The organism is uncultured Shewanella sp. (genome assembly GCF_947497935.1).
Lineage (GTDB): Bacteria > Pseudomonadota > Gammaproteobacteria > Enterobacterales > Shewanellaceae > Shewanella.
Map to the genome: position 1 here is coordinate 131620 of NZ_CANMIO010000008.1, position 26208 is coordinate 157827.

The window sequence follows — 26208 nt, forward strand, 5'->3', positions numbered from 1 at the left end:
CTTATCACGCATATAAGTTCAAAATTTTCAACTTTTAGCCAGTTCCCCCGCCCCCCTTCATACCTCTTTAGAAATAGGCAGATCTAGGTCACATCTTAGCACCTGTTATGCAGATTTTAGCCCTACATTACGTTAGCCTTTCATTGGGGAATCTTATTTCCAGCATTGACTTAAGCGGCAATTAAAAAATTACAGTCGGTATCGCTAAATCGAACCACACGTTTAAGACAGTGCCAAACCTATGCAGGGAAAAAATGATGAATACTAACAAATCTAAAATTGCGCTGCTTCTAGCAGCAGGTGCTGTCTCTATGGCCCTTACAGGCTGTGGTGGCGACGATGGTAACGACGGTAATCCTGGCAACCCAGGTGGTCCAGCTGCCGATTACATCAACACGCTTAATCTAAAAGTGACCGACGTCACTTACGCCGATGGCGTTCCGACAATCAATGTATTTGCGACAAACGAAGAAGACCTACCTGTTGTAGGTTTAACTGCGCTTGAAGTGAAGAAAGTTGTGCAACTTATCCCACAAGGCGCTACGGGTGCGGGTAACAGTGCAGAATGGCAGTACATTGGCTCACAAAAAGAATTTGTTGACCAAAAGAATGGTAACTATAGCTTTACCATTCCAGTAGAAGGTTACAACTCTGAGCTAACTCAACGTTATAACGTCATTGCGAGTGCTTCAACACTAGCCGATGGCGAAACAACTGTACCTCGTACTGAGCTGTCACAAGACTTCTCAGGGGAAGGCTACGAAGCGACATACACTAAAGATGTCGTAGCAACTGCAAGCTGTAACTCATGCCATGCTGAAGGTAAGAAAATTTACCACGGCTATACCACTTCAGAAACATGTGCTGCTTGTCATACACAAGAGATGGCCGATGAAAAAGGCAAACCACAAGTTGCGTATAACCACTTAATCCATAACGTACATAACGATGCCAAGATGTACGGTAGAAACATGGACAAGAGTGCTGAAACAGCAAACGGTATAGTTCAAGACAATTGTACAACCTGTCACGTAGCACCAACTGAAGGCAGCGATGAGCTAACTGAATGGGGCAACTGGTCAAGCGTTCCAACCATGGAAACCTGTACTAGCTGTCACACCAATATCGACTTCCAAGCTGGCCAAGGCCACTCTCAGCAAGCAGATAACTCTAACTGTATCGCATGTCATAACGCGAGCTGGACTGAAGAGATCCACACTGAAGGCTTTACACAAACTAAAGCACTTATTGACACTTACGGCATGAACACTGCTTTAGTTGTAAATCAAGATAAGACAGCAACAGTAACAGTTTCACTAATCGACGCTAATGGCGAAGCGGTTAATGCAACCACTCTACTGCCTATGCTACAACGTGTTGAAGCGACAACTAACGTCGGTCCAAATAACGTTAAACTTGGTTACTACGGTAAAGATAGCCTTAACCTAGTACTTAACGGCAAGCTTGACGCTGCTGCAACAATTGATGCAGAAGGCAACATTGTATACACCACTAAAGCATTAACATTTGGCGCGGACGATGCAGACACTGCATTCACATTCTCTGGCCTATCTATGTGTTCTGAAAATGGTGAGTTCGTTGATTGTGACAAAGTGGCTGTTGAAGGCAACTTAGATGAAGATGGTTACCTACTAGACGCATACTACACAGGCATGAAAGCTGATCTTGCTTTCGCAACATTCTCTGGCGAAGCGCCGAGCATGCGCCATGTTGACTCTGTGAACTTTGACACGTGTGTTAGCTGTCACGGTGATACTTTTGAAATCCACAAAGGCACTCACCACCCAGGCTTTGTAATGAGCGAGCAATTAGCTCAAATCGTTGACGGTAAGACAGTTGTTGGAGTTGATGGCTGTGTGGCTTGTCATACTCCAGACGGCACTTACGCCGGCGGCGCAAACATGGGTGCTCTTGAACTGAAGCTTCATAAAGTTCATAGCGCTGGTGATCACGCAGTTATCACAGGCATGACTTGTGACCAGTGTCATAACGACCTAAACCTTGATGCATTCAAGCAAAAAGGTGCTCTAGCTACAGCTGGCGGTGCTTACACAACACCTATCGCAGCAACCTGTATGTCATGTCACGTATATAGCCCTGAGTCAGAAGCTAAATTTGCGGCTCACGTCGAAGGCCAAGGCGCTATTGTTAACGACTTTGACAAGCAAGCAGTAAGCGATGCAGCGCAGCTAGAAACGTGTTTCTACTGCCACAAGCCAACTGCAGACGATCACACTTCTGTGAAGATGTAATTTGCGCAACTCTTATCTAACTCAAGTTATAACAGCTTGAGTTAAAGAGTGTTGAAATAGGGGGGAGGCCTCTCCCCCACTTTCTCTTCAAAAATGTGCAAGTTTAGGAAGCTATTATGAAGATCACAAAAAAATTAAAAACTTTACTACCAGCCTTAATGGCGTCGGCGGTACTGTCTCTTGGTTTTGCCCAAACAGCTACGGCTTCTAAGTGGGACGCTAAGATGACGCCTGATGAAGTCGAAGCCACGCTAGATCAGAAGTTTGCTGAAGGTAAGTACTCACCAAAAGGTGCTGACTCTTGCCTTATGTGTCACCGCAAGTCTGAAAAAGTGATGGACCTATTCAAAGGCGTTCACGGTTCAGTTGACTCAAGCAAGAGCCCAATGGCTGGCCTTCAATGTGAAGCGTGTCACGGCCCTATGGGTAAACATAACCGCGGCGGTAACGAGCCGATGATCGCTTTTGGTCCAGAGTCAACGCTGTCGCCAGAGCTACAAAACAGTGTTTGTATGAGCTGTCATAAAGATGACCAGCGTATGGATTGGAATGGTGGTCACCATGACAATGCAGATGTAGCTTGTGCTTCTTGTCACTCAGTGCATACAGCTAAAGATCCAGTGCTTTCAAAGAACACTGAAATGGAAGTGTGTACTAGCTGTCATACTCAGCAAAAAGCTGATATGAACAAGCGTTCTAGCCACCCAATGAAGTGGGCGCAAATGGTGTGTAGTGATTGTCATAATCCACACGGCACAATGAGCGAAGCCGACTTGGTTAAGCCTAGCGTTAACGAAACTTGCTACTCATGCCATGCGGAGAAGCGCGGCCCAAAACTGTGGGAGCATGCACCCGTTACTGAAGACTGTGTGACATGCCACAACCCACACGGCAGCGTAAATGAAGGCATGCTTAAGACTCGTGCTCCTCAGCTTTGTCAGCAATGTCACTCTTCTGCGCATAGCGGTCAGGCACTGTTTGGCAACACAGAGCAAGGTTCTACAGTTGGCGGTAACGCCATGACTGGTGGCCGTAGCTGTCTGAACTGTCATAACCAGATCCATGGTTCAAACCATCCATCTGGCAAGCTACTGCAGCGCTAAGGGAGACGAGAAGATGAAATTCAAATTAAATTTAGTCACGCTCGCTTTGCTAACTAATGCCGGAATGATGTCTGGCGCAGCTATCGCTGCTGATGGTTATGGCATTCAAAATGCGAACACTGAAAAAGTAAAATTCGACAAGTGGGTTTGTAAAAACTGTAAAGTCGAAAAAGGTGTATCGGGTACTGTCGGTATTGGTGCAGGTTATAGCGACAGCGATGATATTCGTTCAGCAAATGCCTTCGCTACCGAAGATGGCTTTGCCGGTAAAGTTGACGCCGATGTGAAATACACTGGCGAGCATGGCTACCAAGCGACTATCGAAGCTGACAATCTAGGCATGGAAAACAGCCGCGCCGAGATCAATGCAGGTAAAGCGGGTCAATACAACTTGAACCTAAACTACCGTCAAATTGCTACCTACAAAACCGATAAGGCAATGAGCCCTTACCAAGGTATTGGTGGCGATGACCTTACCCTACCGGGTGATTGGGTTCATGGCGGCAGCACACAAGACATGACCAACTTGTATTCAAGCCTTAATCCACTTGAGCTTTCGCTTAAGCGTAAACGTGCAGGCTTAGGTTTTGAGTACCAGGCAGAGACACTGTGGAGCACTTACGTTAATTATCAACGTGAAGATAAAACAGGTCTTAAACAAGCGTCAGGTAGTTTCTACAACCAATCAATGATGCTTGCTGAGCCAGTTGATTACACTACTGACACCGTTGAGGCAGGCGTTCGTTTTGCTGGTGATAATTGGTACACAGCAGTTAACTATAACGGCTCTATCTTTAAGAATGAGTACAGCGAACTGTCTTATGACAATGCGTTCAGCCCAACCTTTGGTGCACAAACCACTGGTTATATGTCACTAGACCCTGATAACGAAGCGCATACCGTTTCTGTTCTAGGTCAGTATGTGGCAGGCCGCACTATCATGAATGGTCGAGTCTATTTCGGCCAGATGACCCAAGATCAAGACTTCAGCACATCAGGTTATGGCTATCAAATGCCAACTGAATCATTAGATGGCCGAGTCGATACTCAAGGCGCTACCTTTAAGATTGTGTCTCGCATTAACCGTCAACTACGTTTAAACGCAAGCTATGACTATAGCGACCGTGATAACAAGACCAATGTTGAAGAGTGGACACAAATTTCAATCGACTCAACAACGGGTCAAGCGGCTTACAACACGCCATACGACATTACCACTCACAAGGCTAAGCTAGGTGCTGACTATCGTCTAGCTCGCGGCCATAAGCTTGAAGGTGGCTATGATTACCGTAAGGATGAGCGTAGCTATTCAGACCGTGAAACCACTGACGAAAGTACCTTATGGGCTAAGTATCAGTTAAGCGCTTTTGCTAACTGGAACATGTGGATCAAGGGTAGCTACGGCCAACGTGATGGCTCTACTTACCAGGCGTCTGAGTGGACATCGAGTGAGCAAAACGATCTGCTACGCAAGTACAACCTTGCCGATAGAAACCGTACCCAAATTGAAGCTCGTGTAACTCACAGCCCAATAGATAGCTTAACGCTAGATTTTGGCGCTCGTTATGCACTTGATGATTATAACGAAACACAAATCGGCCTAACTGAATCGAAAGATATGAGTTATGACGCGAGTGTGAGTTACCTCATCACTGATGACATGACTGTGACAGCTTTCTACAACCGTCAAAACATCGATTCAGAGCAAGCGGGTAGCACAAACCTAGGTGCTCCAAATTGGTACGGTACAGTTGAAGATCAAGTCGACGTACTAGGCGCTGGCTTTAGCTACAACAACCTAATGGAGCAAAAGCTTCGTCTAGGTGTTGATTACACTTACTCAGACTCAAACAGTAATACCCAGGTAACTCAGGGCATTACTGGCGACTACGGTGATTACTACGCTAAAGTGCATAACGTCAATGTTTACGCCTTATACAAAGCCACAGAGAAGATGGATCTGCGCTTAGACTATAAGATGGAAAACTATAAAGACAATGATGCAGCTAATGATATTGCCCCAGATGGTATTTGGAATGTATTAAGTTTTGGCAACAACAGCCACGACTATAATGCACATCTAATCATGCTAAGCATGAGCTACCGTCTATAGTAATGCCAAGTTGACTAGATTATAGGGCAGCAACAGCCAACCCTATGATCTAGCAATGCACATTTGATTATGCTTAGCGTGAGCTACCGTTTGTAGTAAATAGTTTTAGTTAACGCAAAAAAAACCCGCTAAATGCGGGTTTTTTATTGCCTATAATCGCCGTGGTGCATCGTTTTGGCTTTTATTTAAGGGCTTATCGACCACGAAGCGCTACGCTTTCACAAAGAACACGAAGGTAAAGCTTAAAGCCTGAACTGTTACCTTTCTTCGTGTCCTTTGTGGTGAGCCGCTTTTTCTTCATGCTTGACGTTTCTGCCTTTCATAGATAGCCGCTTTTGCCCTGCTACTGCTTAGCTATTGCAGAAACTATAGAGTTACGACTCGACCTAAACATCCCAAGCAATTAAGTGAGCTTGATCACCGCAGAGATAAAAACTCGGATTAAAAACGGACTTAACCTGCATTTATGTTGAACTTATGCCTGCTTTAGGAGATCTTAATATCAATCATCTTCATCTAAAGTACTTACATGACTCGTTCAACTACTGCTTATAAAGCGCTATTAATGTCAGCCTTTGTTGTCCCTTTACCTGCCCTTGCCATGGCATCTGACACCACCAATGTTTTATTGCTCGCCATCATGCTAGGTGGTTTTAGCTTATTCAACTTGCTGCTTAATGGACTGTTTTTCTTCACGGGTAAATACCATAGCCGCAACTTTGCCAAGATGCACTCTCTCATTGCTGTCATTCCGGCCATTATAGCGCTGTTTATTGCATTGATTTACTTCGATACTGCGGGTGCTATTTCGATGAATATCGGTGTTATCATTGTCAGCATTGGCCTGAGTTTACTGCCGCTTCAACTCAATCTATCTGCCACAAAAGCCCCGGGGAAACACACTGCACTGATTATCGCGCTAGCCGCTATTGCGCTATTAATCGCAGCCTATTACATCGCGCCTCTAGCCATATTCGCCATTGCCTGCGCTCATGTTGCGCTAATCAGCCAGGCCGATATCAAAGTGAAATTCCTAAGTATTGCGACCCTTGTAACGGCTTATGGCTATTTAGGCTATTGGGCTTACCAAATCCTACAATACAGCTAACGCCCTGCAGAAATAGCTAACCCGTAGCCCTATGCCTAATGAACATCAGTTAATTCAACTCCAAGCAGAGATTGCTCAATGCCAAATCTGCTCCGAGTATCTACCTCTTGGGGCTAAACCCATTGTTCAGCTTGGGATTGGGGCTAAGATCTTAATTGCTGGCCAAGCGCCTGGAAAAAAAACACATCACAAGGGGCGCCCCTTCGATGACGCAAGCGGTGAAAGGCTGCGCACTTGGCTTGGGGTCACTCGTGAACAGTTCTATAATCCACAGCTATTCGCCATCGTCCCTATGGGATTTTGTTACCCCGGTAGTTATAGCGCTACCGATAAACACAGCGGTGATAAACAAAGCGGCGATAAACCGCCCCGCCCTGAATGTGCAAAAAAATGGCGCCAGCAAGTACTTAACCAATTGCCCAATATCGAACTCATATTGTTAGTCGGTAAATACGCTATTGAGTGGCACTTGAATCAAAAAGTCAGCGTCACTGATTCTGTCGCTAACTGGCAGTCACTGTGGCCAAACACCTTAGTCATGCCCCATCCAAGCCCGAGAAATAATATTTGGCTTAAGCGAAACCCTGAGTTTGAAAATGAGATCATTCCCCTGCTGCAATTACGCGTTGCAAGGCTAATAAAGCAGGAGCAAGGATAAGCACTCATTACGCATCGAGCTCACAATTAGCCAATAAAGTCATGACAGATGTCAGAACTTTGCGGCACTGTATCGTCACTCTAAGTAAAATAACCGAATTTAAACACTGAATTACAGCTCTTAAATACAGCTCTTAATTACAATTATCTATTCATCAGGTTTAATCGTTAGTGAGGCTCAACGTGTACTTTCTAGATGGCTCTTTAGCACGGCAAATTGTCAATCGCACCATGAAAATCATCGGTCATAACATCAATGTGATGAATAATCATGGGGTAATTTTGGGCTCAGGAGAGTCTCACCGCATTGGCGCCATACACGAAGGTGCACTGCTTGCGATCAGTCAAAAGCGTACCGTTGAAATAAGCTCTCACAGCACAGGTACGCTGCAAGGTGTTAAACCGGGTATCAATCTGCCTTTACATTATAAAGGCAAGGTCATCGGCGTTATCGGCATCACAGGAGAACCTGAAAAGCTTCGCAGTTATGGTGAATTACTTAAGATGACCGCCGAAATTATCGTTGAGCAGGCCAATACCCTAGAGCAAGCCCAATGGCAGTATCGCCAAAAAGAAGAATTGATTATCGAGTTAATTAAATCTGAGGGTTCCTTTACTTCCCACCAGCGTAACTGGGCTTCTCAGCTTAATATTGATCTCGACGCGCCGCGTGTTGTTGCCGTTATTCAGGTTCAAGCCGACGAGGAAGAAACCACGGCTAACTCGATGTTGAAGCAAGTTATGCACCTGCTCGAAAATCCCTCGCGAGGCAACTTAGTCGCCATGGCGTCAATGACGCAATTGGTCATCCTAAAACCAGCCTTTCTCGATGGGAAGTCCTGGGATCCTAATCTTGAGAGTGAACGTATCGATCAGCTACTCATACGGCTTCCCAAAGAGCTTAATAGCCGTTTAAAAATCTCATTAGGCCACTTTTTCTCAGATCCACAAGAGATTAACCGTTCCTACCAAACCGCACTAGAAACCTTAGCTATCGGCCAACAGCTCCATCCCCAGCAGAGTAAATACCTATACGAGGACTACTCACTGCTGGTATTGCTGTCGGCGTTAAAAGATAGCTGGCGAGGCAAGGAGTTATTGTGTCCCTATCAAGCTCTTCTTAGTGCCGATAAAAATGGTCAGTTAGTAAAAACACTGACCGCTTATCTGCAACATTTTGGCGATCTACAGCAATGTGCTAATGTGCTCTTTATTCACCGAAATACGCTACGCTATCGACTCGATAGGATCCAACAGATCACCGGCGCGAATATCAATCAACTCGACGGATTATTGCAGCTGTATATCGGTCAACTCATGTTAGACAAGGCTGATATCAGATAACGTCCGCTCAAAGGGAACATTATGACCGCAATCTCCGCCCCTAAACGTGGCTTTACCCTCATTGAGATGGTGGTCGTAATTATTGTGCTTGGGATCCTCGCCGTTATCGCCTTGCCTAAGTTTGTTAATTTTCACGCCGACAGTAAAGTCGCAGTGCTGGACGGCATCGCTGCTGCCATGAAAGGTGGTTTGGACCTAGTCCACAGCAAAGCGGTTATAGAAGGGGAAAATGTCGATTTTGGTAGCATTGAATATGCTGGTGTATCAATCCCCCTTTATAATGGTTATCCCGCTGTTGATGGCAACGACAGCTTCGACGAGCTTAATCGTCAGGTTCGTACCTGGCTCGATATTGACTCTGTGTCACTGACCGCTATCAAGCTTGATAACGATGCGGCGCCTTTCTTTATCGACAAGTCCACGGCTAACAACCATATTTACATCTTTTTCTCAGAAGATCTTAATGATAAAAGCGTCAGTTTTAACTGCCATATTCGTTACGAAAATGCCATTAACGCCACTGAACCTGTCATTACCGTCAAACACAGTGACTGCTAACAATTGAGTGCCGATTTGCGGCGCTTATCTCTTAATTAAGCTCCCGAGCGATCCACTGTGCAAATGCACAATAAAACTTTTCAGCCTTGGTCAAAATTGGTGAATTTCACCAAAGAATTATACCAATGAGCACCGCATAATATTTCGGCCTGAAATACCTTGGTGCGCTGTCAGTCTCAGTGCTCCCTACTCGGCATAAATAAAACAAACCTTACATATAAAAATACCCAAATAGGGATCCCTATGAGCCTAGTACTGATCTTATTGGCCGTGATTGCGTTTATCGTCATCGCCACCGCTAAATTTAAGCTTCATCCGTTTTTAACCCTTATTCTGGCATCGTTTCTTGCCGCCTTTGCCTACGGCCTACCGAGCGCCGATATCGCTAAGACCATCACCTCTGGTTTTGGCGGGATCTTGGGCTACATCGGTCTGGTCATCGTATTAGGTACCATCATAGGTACTATTTTAGAAAAAAGCGGGGCGGCAATTACCATGGCAGATGTGGTGATTAAAGTCTTGGGCAAGCGCTTCCCTACACTAACCATGTCGATTATCGGTTATATCGTATCTATCCCGGTATTTTGTGACTCTGGCTTTGTGATCTTAAACTCGCTCAAGCAGTCGATGGCTAACCGCATGAAGGTCTCTAGCGTGTCTATGAGCGTCGCACTCGCAACGGGTCTGTATGCCACGCATACCTTTGTGCCGCCAACACCGGGCCCAATTGCAGCTGCGGGTAACCTTGGCCTTGAATCAAACTTAGGCCTAGTGATTTTTGTGGGTATCTTCGTTGCCGCCGTTGCCGCATTAGCAGGTACCCTGTGGGCAAACCGTTTTGCCAATACCCAACCTGACGGTGAAGGCGCTGAAGAGCTGCTAACGCACAAAGAGGATTTCGACAAGCTTAAGCAAGCCTATGGTGAGCTTCCTAGCCCTACTCGTGCGTTTGCACCAATTTTTGTGCCGATTTTAATGATCTGTCTAGGCTCAGTTGCTAACTTCCCATCTGCGCCACTTGGCGATGGCGTGCTATTCGATATTTTGGCTTTCTTAGGTCAACCCGTTAATGCATTAATGATCGGTCTATTCTTATCATTATCACTGTTAAAAGGTAGCGATAAGGTCAAGGAGTTTAGCGAGCGTATTAGCCAAGGCTTAGTGGTTGCTGCACCAATTTTACTTATCACAGGTGCGGGCGGTGCATTTGGTGCCGTACTAAAAGCAACCGATATTGGTACTTTCTTGGGTGAGTCACTTTCAGCACTGGGTATTGGCATCTTTATGCCATTCGTGGTTGCTGCCGCGCTTAAGTCGGCGCAAGGCTCTTCAACTGTCGCGTTAGTGGCAACTTCAGCGCTTGTTGCCCCTATGCTTGGTGATATCGGTCTTGCCAGTGATATGGGCCGCGTACTGACGGTTATGGCCATTGGTGCAGGTGCGATGACAGTATCTCATGCAAACGACAGCTTCTTCTGGGTCGTGACTCAGTTTAGCCGTATGAGTGTTAAGCAAGCTTACAAAGCCCAAACCATGGCAACACTAATTCAAGGCGTGACCGCTATGGCTTTAGTGTATCTACTCAGCTTAGTGTTGCTATAAACACTCACTGTTTTGAAGTAGGCGAGCATTAAGATGCTCGCCTATCCTTAACCTCACGAATGATGTTAACAGCCACTTTAGGTTGCTGGCTTAAGTCCCCCCCATACATATCAAGATTTATCTGATTTAATTGATTAGATTGAGTCTTATAGGAAAACTGCATGAAAATTGTGATAGCCCCCGACTCTTTCAAAGAAAGCCTAAGCGCAATGGAAGTGGCTAATGAGATTGAACGTGGATTTCGCACCGTACTGCCCACTGCTGAATATATCAAAGTCCCTGTTGCCGATGGTGGCGAAGGCACAGTGCAGTCAATGGTTGATGCTACAGACGGCAAGATTATCACCCTCGATGTCACGGGCCCATTAGGCGACAAGGTTAGTGCCTTTTATGGCATTTTAGGCGCGGGTTATCAGGGTAATAAAAAAACAGCCGTTATTGAAATGGCTGCGGCATCGGGACTGCACTTAGTTGCCGAGGACAAACGTAACCCGCTCATCACGACCAGCTATGGCACAGGTGAACTCATTGTCGATGCCCTCAATCGCGGCATTAAACATATCATCATAGGCCTTGGTGGCAGCGCGACCAATGATGGCGGCGCTGGTATGGCTCAGGCCATAGGTGCACATTTACTCGATAGCGACAACAGAGCCATTACTGTTGGCGGCGCAGCCTTGTTGCAATTAGCTAAGCTCGACTTGAGCGACTTACATCCATTAATCAAAGAGTGCAGCTTTGAGGTCGCCTGTGATGTGAATAACCCGCTATGTGGAGCTAAAGGTGCATCGGCTATTTTTGGTCCGCAAAAAGGCGCAACGAGTACCATGGTAGCGCAGCTCGATATAGCACTTGGTCATTACGCCGATATCATCGCAAGTGCTGGCATGGTGGATAATAGAGATATCCCCGGTGCAGGAGCCGCTGGCGGCATGGGACTAGGTGTGATGAGCTTTTTAAATGCCGAGCTAAAACCTGGCGTGGATATCGTGATGCAAACGGTTAATTTGGCAGGTTTGAGCAAAGGGGCAGATCTCGTGATCACAGGTGAAGGTCGCCTCGATAGCCAAACCCTACACGGAAAAACGCCAATGGGCGTTGCCGGAGTTGCTAAGGCGCAGGGGATAAAGGTTATTGCCATCGCAGGCTGCGTAAGTGACGATGCCAACATACTACTTGAACATGGTATTGACGCGCTGTTCTCCATTACTCCAAGAGCCCTACCACTAGCAGAGGTGCTTAGCAGCGCCAAACATAACCTTTACAGCACAGCTAAAAATATCGCCGCGCTATACGCGCTATCAGCAGTGAAATAACCTGCCAAAAACCACAAACAAAAGGCGCCTAACTGCGCCTTTTGTTTTTTGTGACGTGATAAATAATCTTTTCTCACAGTAAAGACCTCTATTCTGATCCTGCAGTTTTACAGCAATCAAACCTCGCAAGTTATTTTTCTACTTGATGCGCTATAAAGCATAAAGTAAAGTGACCGTCCGTTTTGAGCGCCTGTTTTGACCTTCTGCTTCTATCGGCAGTTTAGTGTAGAAAGCAGCGTGATTAGTAGAGAAAGTTAGCCCCATGACAGCAAGAAAAGCCACCGCATCAGAAGAGGCGTTACTGCGAATTTTCACGGTTCCAGAAGCCCCAGACTCTACCCTTAGTGTAATTGAGCAAAATATCTCGCAAAACCTAATGGGTTTCTTACAAGAAAGCGTCGTGGCAGTTGAGAAACCGCTTTCTGAAGTTGAATTGGACTTTCAGCAATATCATATACCTGCTGCGCCGCAATTTGTCTCCGATTATGCCGACAACATGATGCAGACCTTGGTGGCACACTCTGTACACACCTCAGCGCCTAGTTTTATCGGTCACATGACCTCTGCCCTGCCTTACTTCGTTTTACCTCTGTCTAAGATGATGGTCGGGCTTAATCAAAACTTGGTAAAAATAGAGACATCTAAGGCCTTTACGCCACTAGAACGCCAAGTACTTGGCATGATGCATCATCTTATTTATGACCAAGATGAGGCCTTCTATCAAAGCTGGATGCACAGTGCCAATGTCTCTTTAGGTGCATTTTGCTCTGGCGGCACAGTGGCTAACATCACAGCTTTATGGACGGCGCGTAATCAACTTCTCAAGGCTGACGGTGACTTTAAAGGGATCGCCAAGCAAGGCCTAGTCAAAGGCCTGCGTCATTACGGTTATGATGACTTAGCTATCTTGGTCTCTGAGCGCGGTCACTATTCACTTGCTAAAACTGCAGACTTACTCGGTATTGGCCGAGAAAACATCATTCAAGTCCCCACATCGGACGATAACAAGGTCGATGTGGTTAAGATGCATGAAATCGCAGCGCAACTTGACCAAGATAACGTTAAGGTGATGGCGATTGTCGGCGTTGCCGGGACTACAGAAACTGGCAATATTGATCCGCTAAATGCGCTTGCCGATCTAGCCGCTGAGCTAAACTGTCACTTCCATGTCGACGCTGCATGGGGCGGCGCCAGTCTATTATCGAATAAATACCGTCACCTGTTAGCCGGGATTGAGCGCGCCGATTCGGTCACCATAGATGCCCATAAGCAGATGTATGTCCCCATGGGCGCAGGTATGGTGATCTTTAAAGACCCAACCTTTGCTAACGCCATTAAACATCATGCCGAGTATATCCTACGTCAAGGCTCGAAAGACTTAGGCAGTCAGACCTTAGAGGGCTCTCGCCCAGGTATGGCAATGCTAGTACATGCTTGCCTTAAGGTGATAGGCCGCGAAGGTTATGAAATTTTGATTAATAACAGCCTAGAGAAGGCGCGTTATTTTGCAGACTTGATCACCGCTGAAGCCGACTTTGAGTTGGTGTCTAAACCTGAGCTTTGTCTGCTCACCTACCGCTATGTGCCACAATCGGTACAAAACGCGATGGCCAAAGCTCGTGAAATAGGTGATACAGCAACGCTCGCACAGTTCAATGGTTTGCTCGATGGTCTAACTAAGTTTGTACAAAAAACTCAGCGCGAGCAAGGCACCTCGTTTGTATCACGAACCCGAATTAATCCTGAAAGCCACCAGCTCATGGATCTTAAAGCCGTGGTATTTAGGGTGGTATTAGCCAACCCACTCACTAGCCATGACATTTTACAGCAAGTGTTAGCCGAACAAGCGCAGATTGCCAAGAGTGAAACCAAGTACTTGCCACAGCTCCTCTCACTAGCGCAAAGCTAATTCAACCATTGTGTTGCAAGGCTCGATTGGCGTTATGCTTTAATCGAGTCTTGCTGTAATAAACAGATCCGTTACCTCACCTATCGAGCTAGCTTGCTGCTTACGTTTAAGATCAATGACGCTAAATCCAGCCGCTTCAAGCGCGCTACGTAAAACCTTCCCTTGATGAAAATAGGTAAACATCTGGTCGCCATCACTGGATATGTCTTTACGGGGCTCGCGCTCAATTCCCTCCATAACGCTTAAATAAATCACACCATTAGCTGTCAGTCTCTTTGCTGCATTTTTAATTAAGCTTAGTGCTTCCTGTTGATTTAAATAGGGTAAACAAAAGCCACACATAATCGCGTCAAAGCATCCGTCTAGCGAATTAAGCTCGCGACTATCAAGTTGCATAACTGCTACTTGTGGATTGTTTTGCTTGGCGACTCTCACCATGTTGGGTGCAAGGTCTGTTGCGAGAATAGAGAGCTGAGGCCTTAGTGATAGCAGATAGCGGGTGATATTTCCCGGGCCACAGGCAAGCTCAAGTACAGTGCTATTTTGCTTAGGCAGCGCATTTATGAAAGGCTCAAACGTATCAATGTACATAGCCAAATCCATATACTTATCTTGATATCGCTGCGCCAGCTTATTAAAGGTATTTACTGAAATCTGGTTTCTATCTAGTTGAATTGTCATGACACTTTCTATTTATAGTGTGAATAATTCAATCCTACCGAGTGATGTTAAATATTCAAGCCTTTACAAAGGTATGTTATAGCATGCAAGTGAAGGCAGCTTCTGAATAGCTAATAAAAAGGGCCGACACTTGGTCAGCCCTTCAAAGCAATTTCTTTAATCTATTTATTTAAGCAAATTATCTAAGCGAGCGAGTCTATTACTCATATTCAGACGAGTATGTCTCTTCATAAGTGTGCGAGTAAAGCTCAAATAGATTGCCAAATGGATCTTCTAGATACACCATCTTAGCTTGCTTACTATCATCTTCTGGGTGATAACGCATAATATCCATACGAACCTTGCCACCAAACTTTTCGGTACGCTCAATCACACCGTGAAAGTCATCGGTTTGAAGGCAAAAGTGGAAAATTCCTATTCGAGAAAAGTCTACTTGATGACGCTCTTGACGCTGTTTCATTTCAAACAGTTCAACACCGATCCCATCAGTCGTAACTAAGTGTGCAATGTTAAACCCTTTAAAACCTTCACCAAAAACGGCGACACACATTCTACCGATTGCAGTTTCACGCTCTTCTTCAACCTGAGTGTTACCCATAACGACTTTAAGACCAAGAGCATTAGTATAAAACTCAACAGCCTTGTCCATATCGCCTACCATGATCCCCACATGATTCATTTTCATAATTAACTCCAGATACTGATGATTAATACACAGCTTGAATAAACAGCTTGTTTCGATGAAATGAGTATATGCGGCAGCAGTAATAATTAGAAATTATCACTTTTTATTAAAATGATAGCTTTAATTTATAAGAGGTTTTCAAGGATATTTTACTCTTGCTTTCCATCGCAGTTATTTCACTGAAAAACCAGAGATACCTCATCGTTAAGGGAACGGCAAATGAAGAGGAATGCTTGAATTGCAATTAGCATGAACTCGAGATAATGACTATCTTGAGAGTCCTAATATATAGGCTATGTATTAATTAAGAGACTAGCCGTTTATTTTGGCCGTAGCGTATGTTCAGCCTCAGTAAAGCGCTCCATGTCGGGCACAAGAATCGATAGTTCAGGCCTTTGGGAAAGTAAATAACATGTGATATTGCCCAGATCGTAAGTAAGCTCTAGCACTTCAACACTTATCCTTGCCAGCGCCTTATCGAAGGATCAACGATATCAATATCCATGACTCAATCCACATACTTATCTTGATGCCACCTATTACTTAGTCACCCTCATACAAAGTGTCAACTTATCTCAAGACAGGACACACCTTAAAACAGAAAAAGCCCCAACGAATGGGGCTTTAAATTCAAGGATCTGTTTTACTGATGCATCTTCTTAATTAAAGCGGCACGTTCGTCATAATCTACTTTATGACAGGCTGAACAGCTATCTTTCGAAGTATTCCATGGCTGAACATACTTGCCATCTTTAGAGAAGTTCTCAGGGCTAGAAGCAGGGTGCTCCAAATTAATCCTAAAGAAGTGTTTGTTGTTAGGCATATGGCAACTTTCACACTTAGCCACAAAGCTATGAACCTCAAGCTCAGGTGTAAACGGTTTATCATAGTGGCAATCAACACACTGCTTCACCATCGCATTTTCATGGCCAGGTTGGTCATCATTGATCTTAGACTGGTGCGGGTTATGACAAGTATGACATGCCATATCATGTTTCTTACCTGTCACGACACCCGTATCGGCATCCATACCCAGTAGTGCATCACCAGCCACTCGACCACCAAGATCATAAGGTATGGTTCGACCGCCTATGCTGTCGCCACCAAAGTCTTGGTTGTGCTCACTGATAAAGGTTGGGAACTTACGATTGGTCTTTTTACTGTGGCACTCAGCACAAGTAATGGCCTTACCAAATGCCATATCTGCTTGCTGTAAATCTGACGTGTAACGGCCCTGAGCAATACGGTCAATGTCATCCGCTGACTGAGACTTAATATGCTTTCCACCCGCACCATGACACGCTTCACACTGAATACCTGTATATTCAAACGTACCATCGATACCGACTAAACCGTCTTGATGGTTAGGGTTTAGAGGTGAATTTGGCGTGTGATCTTTCCAGCCCGTTGTATGGCAATGACCACAGTCGAAAGGATGGGCATCAGGCTCATCACCTGGTGCGTAGGCAGCAATATGATCGATACTAAAATCTTCACCGTTTTGTGGTAATGCTGCACGCACCCCGGTACCCGACAAAATATAACCGTTACTGTCAAGGTACATGGCGGTGCGGTAGTAACCACCGATAACATAACTCACTTCATCCCAACTGTTTGGGGTGCCAGCACTATTATCAGCACCATGAAGTAACTCTACAGAACCTTCTAATGAGGTAAATGGGAACTGTGGCGCCTCGCCGTTCTCAATCTTACTCAGCTTAAAGTTATGCCCAGTTTCTAAGAAGGTTGCTTTATCAGTGTGACAGGTTAAACAGGTTTGCGTTCCCACGAAACTGCCGGTCTCAGTAACTTCAGACACCTTGATTGTCACGGTCGAATTATCGGTCGCCCCTTCTGGGTCGGCAACGGTATAGCTAAACACTACTGTGCCAGGTTGTTCAGGAGTGAACAGTAACTGATTGTCTTTAATTACTCCTTTACCTGTGCCTTCGGTTAACTCCACTACTGTTAGCGTTAGCGCATCGCCATCAGGATCCGTATCGTTGGCAATCGCATCAACCATTACTGGTGTGCCCACAATAGCCGTAGCTGTTGTTGGCTGAGCAATCGGCGGGTTATTGTCACTTGGCGGTGGCATTACGACATCATTATTGTCAGAGCCACAGGCAACCAATACGCTTGCCATACTTGCGAGTAACACTTTTTTATATAAAGCGTTTAAGTTGTTCATCATGATATTCCCAGCAAAACTATCATTGCACTTATATTTAAATTTTTATGTTTTTACTGCTAAAAATTAACCACCCATTCCCGAAAGTAGAAATAGCGATTAAATAAAATTGAGATGAAAAAATCCCTCTACGACTCGGCACATCTGCCTGTAAACTTTTAAATAAATAATAATTATCAACCCTTTACATATTTATCAGGCCGCATAAAACTTCTCCCCCGACTAAAGGGGAAAAGTTTTATGAAAGAGAGAGGGATTCGTTTATCTCTAATTTACAAGGTTGAAAATAGCCAATTAACGACAGGGTCGTAATGGACTTTTTATCCCAAAAATGGTGTTTTTCGTACCTAGCGGCAACAATGTGAGCTTGATGACTTAATTATCAGTCTCACTGTGTGCTCAAATGGTTTAAAAATATGGGTTAAGAGGGGGATGTAGCCGCACTATCTTTGAATTGAGATGGCGTCAAATGAGTATGACGTTTAAAGAACTTCACAAAGTAGGTCACGTCATCGAAACCCAGCTCGTAAGCAATCTCTTGAATTTTAGCGCTACCGATAATTAATCTACGCTTGATCTCGAGAATGGCATGAGCATCAATCAATTGCTTGACTGTTTGTCCGCTAGCTTGCTTGCAAAGTTGGTTAAGCGATTTATATGAAATATGTAGCATTTCAGCATAGTCCGATGCGTCTCGGGTGTGAGCGGCTTTACTCTCGATAAGTAATAAGAACTGCTGAAAACGAAGCGCCTGAACTTCGCTTAAATGCTGCGCATCAGTTTTTCTCTCTGCCGCCAACGCAACCAGTAATGCCGAAAACAACAATTGCACCAGAAACGGCGCTTCTGTCTCGCACTCCTGCGCCTTATTGATTTCAAACAGTAAGTTGTCGCAGGTATCGACCAACGACGTGCTCAGAGTTAAAAGTGGCTGCTGAGTACTCACTAGATGGGTCGGTGTGAAAAAAGGAATGCGGATATTGGTTAAAATACTATTTAAGAACTCTTCGGTAATATTGATCATTTTACCTTTCGGGCGACTCTTCAAGTCAAAAGCGTGCACTTGATGTTTATTAACAAAAATAAAGCTCCCCTTTTTAAAAGGGTGATATTTAAAGTCAACAAAATGTCCCCCTTCACCCTCGACTATATAGATAAAGCAAAAGTAATTAATTCTATGGGGCTGCGATGGACAAAAATCACACTTAGACAACTTAGTATAAAAAGTCTCCAAATCTAATATTTCGACACCCGCTTTTTTAATACTAGGGGCTCTAAATTCGACATTAGGAACACTCTTCATCCACTTATACCTACCGCTCAAAACACACAACAGACACGTTCTGTGCTTGAAATAAAACATCAACAACTACTTTAGCGAACTATCCAATAACGAAACCGAAGAAGCAATAAACATGAGAACAAATCAATACCCAGCTCTCAATATTAAGTATAACCTCGATATTTTAAGGCCTAAATTTCAGGTTCGAGATTAACTAAGCCACTACACTATGCGCTTCGTGAAGCTTGCCCTAGTTGAAAGACTACATAGCTAAAAACGATACAATGGAGAAAGAAGCAAGGATGAAGCTAAATAATGGACTAAATAATAAGCTAAAGGCTGAGCTAGTTGCTCTTGGCTACCAAGTAGAAGAACGAGGCAATAAACTTAAAGTGAAGCTTGGAGGATTAGCCAACCCCATCTACATTGAACACGACATCTGTAGAAATCGATTCATCGTAAACACTCGCGAGATCATAAATGCAGTATTTTTAAGTGCGTTTTTGTTTTTTGCTCTCACCAATGACGCAGGCTGGAAACAAGCGCTATTATTATGCATGGCGGTTTTTTATCTTTTAAGTCTAGTATTTACTGAGCTCAAGTCGCAGCCATTAAAGCAACGAGTCAGCCTATTTAATAGAGACTCCTGCGCACAAAACAAACGCCAATAAGTCTTATTAAAAAATAAACCCTTATCTCCCTCTCCTTTTCCCTTAGAAAAACACGTAGATTTAAATTTAGAGATTTCAGTTTAGGGGTACGATAAGAGAGGGGATATCAGTGCTTAACCTAAGCCTATTTCATCTGAAAAAACTGGGTGGAGCTGGTTAACTTTAGCATGATACATGGCCATATCAGCTTCATTCAATATTTCTCCAACTGATACCGTATCGCTTGCATCATAACGGCTAATACCAATACTCGAAGAGATATAGAATGTCTCCTCCTCATAATGAATAGGGTTCTCTATTAACTGCATAATAGAGTGAGCAATCTTTTGTAGTTTATCTCGGCTGTAATCACCTGTAAGGCTAACAATAAACTCATCGCCGCCTAATCGATACACATGTCCAAATGGATGAATACAACTGGCAATACGTTGCGCGATTGTTTGTAGTACTTCATCACCCGCTAAATGACCATGATTGTCATTGATGGCTTTAAAGCCATTAAGATCTAGCATCATAAAGGCAAACTTGTCATGTTTCTTATTCTCAACTTGCTGAACAAATTGATTAAATTTCACCCGATTTGGGATCCCTGTTAATGCATCTGTGCGCAACTGTAGTTCAACAGACTCCCTTGCAGCAATTAGCTCACTGATATCTAATGCCGAGCATTCGATTTCATTTTGTATTCGCTCTGAATGATTAATTTGGAAATGCTTTACCGAGCCTTTAACACTTATGGTGTATTCAAAGCTATGGCCCTCGTTGCTCAGCAAAAGCTGAGAAACAAAACGCTTTAACCTTGCGGCATGCGCACAATTAATGACTTCGACATCAGTGATGAGTTGAGTAAACGTTTGGTTAGCCCTAATTATTTTGCAGGTTTTGACATCAACAACAAATAAGCAGACCTGAGTCAAATTATAAGTTCGCGAGTAACGCTCTTCACTCTGCTTCAATTGATTTCTAGAATTAAATAAACGCACTCTCATCATCTCTAAGGAAGAGAAGATCGCATCTATTTCGATAAACTTATTATGTGTGGGAGGTGGAGTTTCAAACTCTCCACTTGCCACTAATCGAGTGAACTGGTGAACATCTTTAAACGGCTTCTTAAAAATTGAGAGTATTTTATGGCTAAAAAGAAGCGAGATAAAACTCACCAATATCACAAAAAATAGTGTCTTGGGTAGAACAGCGGAATAAACGTGAGAGCTTAGCGCATCATTGTCTTTATAGATCACTAACTGACCTAGCCGGCCACCTGTCGAGTCAGTAATTGGGTAACTCAGTAATGTCAGTTTCTCCGACTTGGTACTCGAGTTAACCACTTCAGCAAAGGTCATGGCATAAAGCTCAGACTCCAACTTTACGGCTCGAATATAATCTAAGCGCGAAAAATCATTAACAACTAACTCCGCTAAAGGAAGGTCAAATTCAACCAGTGACTTTTCGGCATTGATTAACTGTTGTAATAAGACCTTATCATACAAACTAAGCCATTCATTCTGTTCAGCAAGCAAGCTCTTTGTAACGATAAAACCGCCAATGACCAGCATTGGAACCAGAGTTATCACTATGTATAGCATAATGAGATGAGTAGAAAGCCTTTTCATCTTCCAATCTCACATTGAGTCGATATTTGACGGGAAATAGCGTTATTTTTTCCCTTTAGCTGAATGATAAGCTCGCTAATTTGTTGCTTATCATTGCTGGATAAACTCGCGTTGTCAGGGTTCACTGTGATTTCGATAATGCCTTGCTTAATGCCAAAATGCTTTTCGTTGCTATTCCAGATCCCATTTTTCAATAACATCAACGCGGCAAAAATGGCTTTATCAGAACGTTTTTCAAATGAAGCTAGCAAGGTGTCTGGATATAGATGGTTACTATTAAAGTCTATTCCAAAACTATAGTGCCCAGGACCAGACTCCTTCATGGTGTCCATAACCCCCTTACTCGCATTACCAGCGACAGGGAAAACAATATCTACCTGACGGTTCACCATCTCTTCGGTTAACTTTCTAGCCGACTCGAAGTCATCCCAAGACAATTCCCCCTTATTAATATAACGAGTCGATAAATTTGCCTTTGCATTGGTCTTTTTTAAACCAAGTTCATATCCACAACGAAAAGTTTCTATAACCGGAATGTCTATGGCACCGATGAAACCAACATGATTGGTTTTCGTTTTCAATCCCGCAATAAAGCCAATGACATAAGCCCCTTCTGCATGGTTAAAGGTGAGGCCTAAAATATTGGGAATATCATAAGCCACATCTAACGAGATGAATTTAGTGGCGGGATTCGCTTTGGCGATATTGCCAAAAGTCTCTATTGAATTGGAGTCTTGCACTACGATTGGACTAAAGCCTGCGAGAGCACTTTTTTCGAGCTCTTCAAGATAATGACCGTTATCTCTTCTCAATCGCACTTGTTCCACAGGTATTGATGACACATTTTCAAAGTCTATGATCCCTTGCTCAATTAAATGTAGAAATGATCCCTCTGCTACCTCTCCTTGAAATAGTACTAAAGGTTTTATCTCTTCTTGTGTAGCCATGACATGGGAGGAAAACATTGCGATTAACAGCAAGAACCAGATTTTTATCATCAATAGTGTCAACTCTTCTATTGGCCTTAATCCGAGGCCAATAAACTCAATACTTAATATATGGGGTAATGTTGTTGATTATAAGGATAAAAGAGGATTTGAAGAATGCTTACTGATAGTAATTTGTGAGCTCAAACTAGAAATAGATCACCGCTCAATAAAAACGTGATCTATTTCTGTGAAATTGGACATATTGCAGCAATCTAATGTGGCAACGCCGCCTGGTGCGCTTCGATAAAGCGACCCATTTCAATCTGAGCTCTTTGCTGTGCGCTTTCTAAGCTGTCATCGGCGCTCATAGACTCTACCACTTCGTAGTAACACTTAATCTTAGGCTCTGTTCCCGATGGTCTTACGATAACTCGAGCACCATTTTCAAGACGATAGATCAAAACATCGCTGGCGGGTAGTGCAACCTCTTCTACAGTGCCATCAGAAAAGAAGCGTTTAGCTAGGCTGATATCATCGACCGATACCACGTTATGCCCTGCGATTTCCGTTGGCGGATTCTCACGCAAATAAGCACCAATATTCGGTGTAGTCGGTTTTAGTGCGATACTCACCTGAGCATTGAGATGGAAGCCTTGCTCACGGTAAATGCTCTCAAGCCTGTCCCAAATCGTTTGCCCTTGGCTAGCGAGCTCTGCTGTTAGCTGAGCAAATGCCACTAGCGCTGATAAACCGTCTTTATCCCATACCATAGAGCCTACTGTGTAACCCAGCGCCTCTTCGTAGGCGAACAGAAAGCGATTGTCATCGGTCTCTTCACTCATCCCCACGTTTGTTAACCACTTAAAGCCTGTCAGCGTGGTTCTACATGTCGCCTTTAGACTCTGGGCAACCTTTGACAATAAGCTCGACGACACAATCGTGGTGCAGGTTAACCGCTCATTTTCACTGGCATGAGTCAGCAGGTAATGGCCAAATAACACGCCAACCTGATCGCCTGTCAGCATTTGGTATTCGCCATCATCTTTACGCACCGCAACCGCAAAACGGTCTGCATCTGGATCATTTGCGCAGGCAAGCATAGCATTGTGTTTTTTCGCCTCAGCAATGACCATATCCATCGCCCCCTTCTCTTCAGGGTTAGGGAAATTGACCGTTGGAAAATCACCATCGGGCTCAGCTTGCTCTGCAACACTATAAACTTTTGTAAAACCAGCATCTTTGAGCACATTAAGTGCCATTTCATTACCTACACCGTGCATTGCCGTGTAGGCTAAGCTGACCGAGTTAGGTTGAGTGTGGTTTTGTAATACACCAGCTTGATTGACACCTTGACGATATGTGTCATAAAAATCATCTTCCAGCATCACTAACAAGCCTGTCGCCTTGGCTTTATCCGCATCAAGCAAGGCTACTTTAGCGGTCGAGGCGCTATCGATACGGGCTGCGATACCTGAATCGTGAGGCGGGATAATCTGCGCGCCATTGCCCCAATAGACTTTATAACCGTTATATTGCGGTGGGTTGTGGCTGGCTGTAACCACTATGCCAGCGGCGGTGCCAAGATGTAATACGCCAAAGGCCACCAGCGGCGTTGCTGCGACATTAGCCGTTAGGTAAACCTTTATTCCCATTGCGGTTAAGACACTCGCGGCGTCATGGGCAAACTGCTTCGAGTCATGGCGACCATCGTAGCCAATAATCACCCCTCGAGTGGCCACATCACTAATTTGCGCCTTTAAATACGCGCCAAGGCCAGCAGAGGTTTGCTGGACGACTAAGCGGTTCATACGAGTGGGACCGGCGCCGACTATCCCCCGCAGCCCAGCGGTACCAAATGCTAATCTGCCAGCAAAACGCGCCTCAAGTTCATTGGTATTACCCGAGTCGACTAACTGCTGCAACTCTTGTTGCATACGCGGATCGGGGTCGCTTTCAATCCAATGCTTCACTCTCAATGCCAACTGCGTGTCCATAACTCACTCCATTTGTTATTTACTCGGTAACGCTATAGCCATCAATATTGAGCGGCTGAAACCACAAACTCAACTAACTGCATTACCGCAATCTTAATTAACTAAACACTAAGCCTAGCAGTTAGCAAGAACAAGACAATTTGCATTAAATTTTCATCACACTAAAGCTGCACATTCACAGCAAACAGGTGTTGTAGCGACTAGACGCTTTACCCATTCTTCCAGCATTTAATAGAAAACAGTGAACCATGAGCCAAACGTTCGCTAATAGTGTAAAATTACTGGCTTGCTCAATAACTCCTTGCTGTGAAAAATTTAATCATGATCCCGTTAAAAATAGAAACTCATATCAAAGTGCCATCTAGCGATGTTGATGCGGTGAGCTTGCTCGCACAAGCAACGGGCTTATCCAAGCAAGTGATTAAGCAAGCTATGCAAAAAGGGGCCGTTTGGCATGGTCATGGAAAACAAACCAATCGATTACGCCGTGCTAAAAAAGCCTTAAAAGTCGGGGATGAACTGCACCTTTATTACAATCAAGCCGTCTTAGATGAAACGGTTGCCGATGCAGAGCTGTTGTTTGATCAAGAGCAGTATAGTATCTGGTACAAACCTTTTGGTATGCGTTGCCAAGGGTCGAAATGGAGCGATCACACCACAATCAATCGCTTTATAGAAACTCACTTAAATCCTGCTCGCAACGCTTATATTATTCATCGACTCGACTTGGCGGCGACTGGCCTAATTGTATTGGGACATAATAAAAAAGTGACCGCCGCTATCGCTAAACTGTTTGAGACTCGTGCATTAGATAAATTTTATCAGGTAATAGTGGAAGGTAGGTTTCCCGATGGCCAGATCACTATCGATACCGATGTCGATAATAAAAAAGCCTTATCCCACGCCCATATTCTGGAGTACAACAGCGAGCTTAACCAGTCGAAAGTACAAGTGAAAATTGAGTCTGGTCGTAAGCATCAAATTCGTATTCATATGGCAAGTCTTGGTCATCCAGTGGTCGGTGATCGGCAGCATGGCAATGGCAGTGATCTCACGCCGAACCTGCAGCTCACCTCCTGCCATTTAAGCTTTGTCTGCCCCGTTACAGGTGAAGAAAAGGTCTTTGAATTGCCCCAAACCTATCGCCCAGAGTTTCAATCGCAATAATTATCCTTTAGTGCGACAAGCAAATAGTGCGACAAACAAAAAAGCCCACTTTTACAGTGGGCTTTTGCTATTCATGACTATCGGTTTTATTCGTCTACAGGCTTATCTCTAAGACGTTTCTTGCCTGAAAACATAGCAGAAACAATACCAGGCTGGTGCTTAAGCTCTGCAATAACCACACCAAGAATATGGATAAAAACCAGTAGCATTAACAGATAAGAACTATATAAGTGTACCTTTCCCGCTAGACTCTTATACGGCTTCATCTGGGCAACTTTATCAGGGTTAACCCCAGTATCATCATAGGGTTTTAGCGTGACAGGTTCTACGCCATCGGCAGCAATATAGCTAGTGATTGTCGAGCCAAACGGCGGATAAAAGACATCGGTTCCTGCTCTGAATAATCCCGTTGCAGCTAACACAATTAGCAGCACAAATATCACGCTAACAGCAAGCTTACCAAGCGGGTTGTGGCCTAAATACTGTGGATTCTTGCCCGCCATTAATGCTTTTCGATAATCACTTGCAGCCTTAAAGCTAGGCCAGATATGCGAAAGCTTGGCATAACCATTACCAATAACGCCCCATATCAAACGCACAAACAGGTTAATGACAAAAAGATAGCCAATAACAATATGCACCTCTTTAAGTTTTATCTTAGCTGCTAAGCCGCTTATGCCAAGCTCGGCTTTAAACAACATGACTAAACCGACAAACATCAGGCAAGTGATTAGAATCACGTTAACCCAATGGAATATACGCACCGGTTTATCCCACACTTGGTAAATAGATACGGTCTCAATATTATTATGTTGTTTTTCACTCATCAATTTTCCCCCGAAAATGTTGGCTCAGTCATAGCGACAAAATTACAATCTAGTCTGTATATGATACGCCTCTAAACTGTTTTTTCAGTAAATTAAAGTTTAAAGACTAGAGGGCTAGTAAAGAAAAAATAACAGACAGCAGGCAATATGCTACGCTAATTGAGCAGGCCGCTAACCAACCATTC

Annotated in this window: 20 protein-coding genes; 12 read left to right on the forward strand and 8 right to left on the reverse strand. The window is 44.2% G+C overall.

The features are described 5' to 3' along the window. Positions 1-254: 254 nt before the first annotated feature. The 10 genes from Q1A86_RS11530 (at position 255) to panP (ending at position 13983) form a co-directional block, all read left to right on the forward strand. A complete protein-coding gene (locus Q1A86_RS11530; protein ID WP_299806640.1) occupies positions 255-2273 on the forward strand; it encodes an OmcA/MtrC family decaheme c-type cytochrome in 2019 nt (672 codons plus the stop codon). Positions 2274-2389: 116 nt separating this feature from the next. Further along, positions 2390-3376, forward strand: coding sequence for a DmsE family decaheme c-type cytochrome (locus Q1A86_RS11535; protein ID WP_299806642.1), 987 nt, complete (start codon positions 2390-2392; stop codon positions 3374-3376). Positions 3377-3389: 13 nt separating this feature from the next. Next, a complete protein-coding gene (locus tag Q1A86_RS11540) occupies positions 3390-5489 on the forward strand; it encodes an MtrB/PioB family decaheme-associated outer membrane protein (RefSeq protein WP_299806644.1) in 2100 nt (699 codons plus the stop codon). Between the two features lie 529 nt (positions 5490-6018). After that, positions 6019-6597, forward strand: coding sequence for a hypothetical protein (locus Q1A86_RS11545; RefSeq protein WP_299806646.1), 579 nt, complete (start codon positions 6019-6021; stop codon positions 6595-6597). Positions 6598-6628: 31 nt separating this feature from the next. Beyond that, a complete protein-coding gene (locus tag Q1A86_RS11550) occupies positions 6629-7255 on the forward strand; it encodes a uracil-DNA glycosylase family protein (protein WP_299806648.1) in 627 nt (208 codons plus the stop codon). A gap of 182 nt (positions 7256-7437) precedes the next feature. After that, complete coding sequence (locus tag Q1A86_RS11555; RefSeq protein ID WP_299806650.1) at positions 7438-8598, forward strand: sugar diacid recognition domain-containing protein; 1161 nt, start codon at positions 7438-7440, stop codon at positions 8596-8598. Positions 8599-8619: 21 nt separating this feature from the next. Further along, positions 8620-9156: a Tfp pilus assembly protein FimT/FimU gene (locus Q1A86_RS11560; protein ID WP_299806652.1), complete on the forward strand. Its 537-nt coding sequence runs from the start codon at positions 8620-8622 to the stop codon at positions 9154-9156. A gap of 243 nt (positions 9157-9399) precedes the next feature. Beyond that, positions 9400-10758, forward strand: a complete 1359-nt coding sequence (locus Q1A86_RS11565) for a GntP family permease (RefSeq protein WP_299806654.1) — start codon at positions 9400-9402, stop codon at positions 10756-10758. 161 nt (positions 10759-10919) lie between these two features. Continuing rightward, positions 10920-12074, forward strand: a complete 1155-nt coding sequence (locus tag Q1A86_RS11570; RefSeq protein ID WP_299806656.1) for a glycerate kinase — start codon at positions 10920-10922, stop codon at positions 12072-12074. Between the two features lie 262 nt (positions 12075-12336). Continuing rightward, positions 12337-13983, forward strand: a complete 1647-nt coding sequence (panP, locus tag Q1A86_RS11575) for a pyridoxal-dependent aspartate 1-decarboxylase PanP (RefSeq protein ID WP_299806658.1) — start codon at positions 12337-12339, stop codon at positions 13981-13983. A 39-nt stretch (positions 13984-14022) separates the two neighbouring features. Here the strand turns inward: panP and Q1A86_RS11580 are convergent, their stop codons facing one another. The 4 genes from Q1A86_RS11580 to Q1A86_RS11595 form a co-directional block, all read right to left on the reverse strand. Continuing rightward, positions 14023-14664 (reverse strand): trans-aconitate 2-methyltransferase, encoded by a 642-nt coding sequence (locus Q1A86_RS11580; RefSeq protein ID WP_299806660.1) that lies wholly within the window; start codon positions 14662-14664, stop codon positions 14023-14025. 199 nt (positions 14665-14863) lie between these two features. Continuing rightward, positions 14864-15349, reverse strand: a complete 486-nt coding sequence (locus Q1A86_RS11585) for a VOC family protein (RefSeq protein ID WP_299806662.1) — start codon at positions 15347-15349, stop codon at positions 14864-14866. 643 nt (positions 15350-15992) lie between these two features. Then, positions 15993-17543, reverse strand: a complete 1551-nt coding sequence (locus Q1A86_RS11590) for an Ig-like domain-containing protein (RefSeq protein ID WP_299806664.1) — start codon at positions 17541-17543, stop codon at positions 15993-15995. A gap of 418 nt (positions 17544-17961) precedes the next feature. Then, entirely contained in the window at positions 17962-18843 is an 882-nt protein-coding gene (locus Q1A86_RS11595) for a helix-turn-helix transcriptional regulator (protein ID WP_299806666.1), read from the reverse strand. A 281-nt stretch (positions 18844-19124) separates the two neighbouring features. Here Q1A86_RS11595 and Q1A86_RS11600 point away from each other — a divergent pair, with 281 nt between their 5' ends. Continuing rightward, on the forward strand, positions 19125-19493 hold the full coding sequence (locus tag Q1A86_RS11600) for a hypothetical protein (RefSeq protein WP_299806668.1): 369 nt from the start codon (positions 19125-19127) through the stop codon (positions 19491-19493). Positions 19494-19606: 113 nt separating this feature from the next. Here Q1A86_RS11600 and Q1A86_RS11605 read toward each other — a convergent pair whose 3' ends face one another. The 3 genes from Q1A86_RS11605 to Q1A86_RS11615 all read right to left on the reverse strand — a co-directional run bounded on the left by Q1A86_RS11605 (position 19607) and on the right by Q1A86_RS11615 (position 24029). Next, entirely contained in the window at positions 19607-21106 is a 1500-nt protein-coding gene (locus Q1A86_RS11605) for a GGDEF domain-containing protein (protein WP_299806670.1), read from the reverse strand. Next, positions 21103-22104, reverse strand: a complete 1002-nt coding sequence (locus Q1A86_RS11610; RefSeq protein WP_299806762.1) for a BMP family ABC transporter substrate-binding protein — start codon at positions 22102-22104, stop codon at positions 21103-21105. Before Q1A86_RS11610 ends, Q1A86_RS11605 begins: the two co-directional genes overlap by 4 nt. 203 nt (positions 22105-22307) lie before the next feature. After that, entirely contained in the window at positions 22308-24029 is a 1722-nt protein-coding gene (locus tag Q1A86_RS11615; protein WP_299806672.1) for a phospho-sugar mutase, read from the reverse strand. Positions 24030-24350: 321 nt separating this feature from the next. Between Q1A86_RS11615 and Q1A86_RS11620 the strand changes: the two genes are divergently transcribed. Next, the gene (locus Q1A86_RS11620) at positions 24351-25196 is read left to right on the forward strand and encodes an RluA family pseudouridine synthase (RefSeq protein ID WP_299806674.1); all 846 of its coding nucleotides are present in this window, start codon (positions 24351-24353) and stop codon (positions 25194-25196) included. A gap of 86 nt (positions 25197-25282) precedes the next feature. Here Q1A86_RS11620 and Q1A86_RS11625 read toward each other — a convergent pair whose 3' ends face one another. After that, complete coding sequence (locus tag Q1A86_RS11625; RefSeq protein WP_299806677.1) at positions 25283-26023, reverse strand: cytochrome b/b6 domain-containing protein; 741 nt, start codon at positions 26021-26023, stop codon at positions 25283-25285. Positions 26024-26208: the final 185 nt, after the last annotated feature.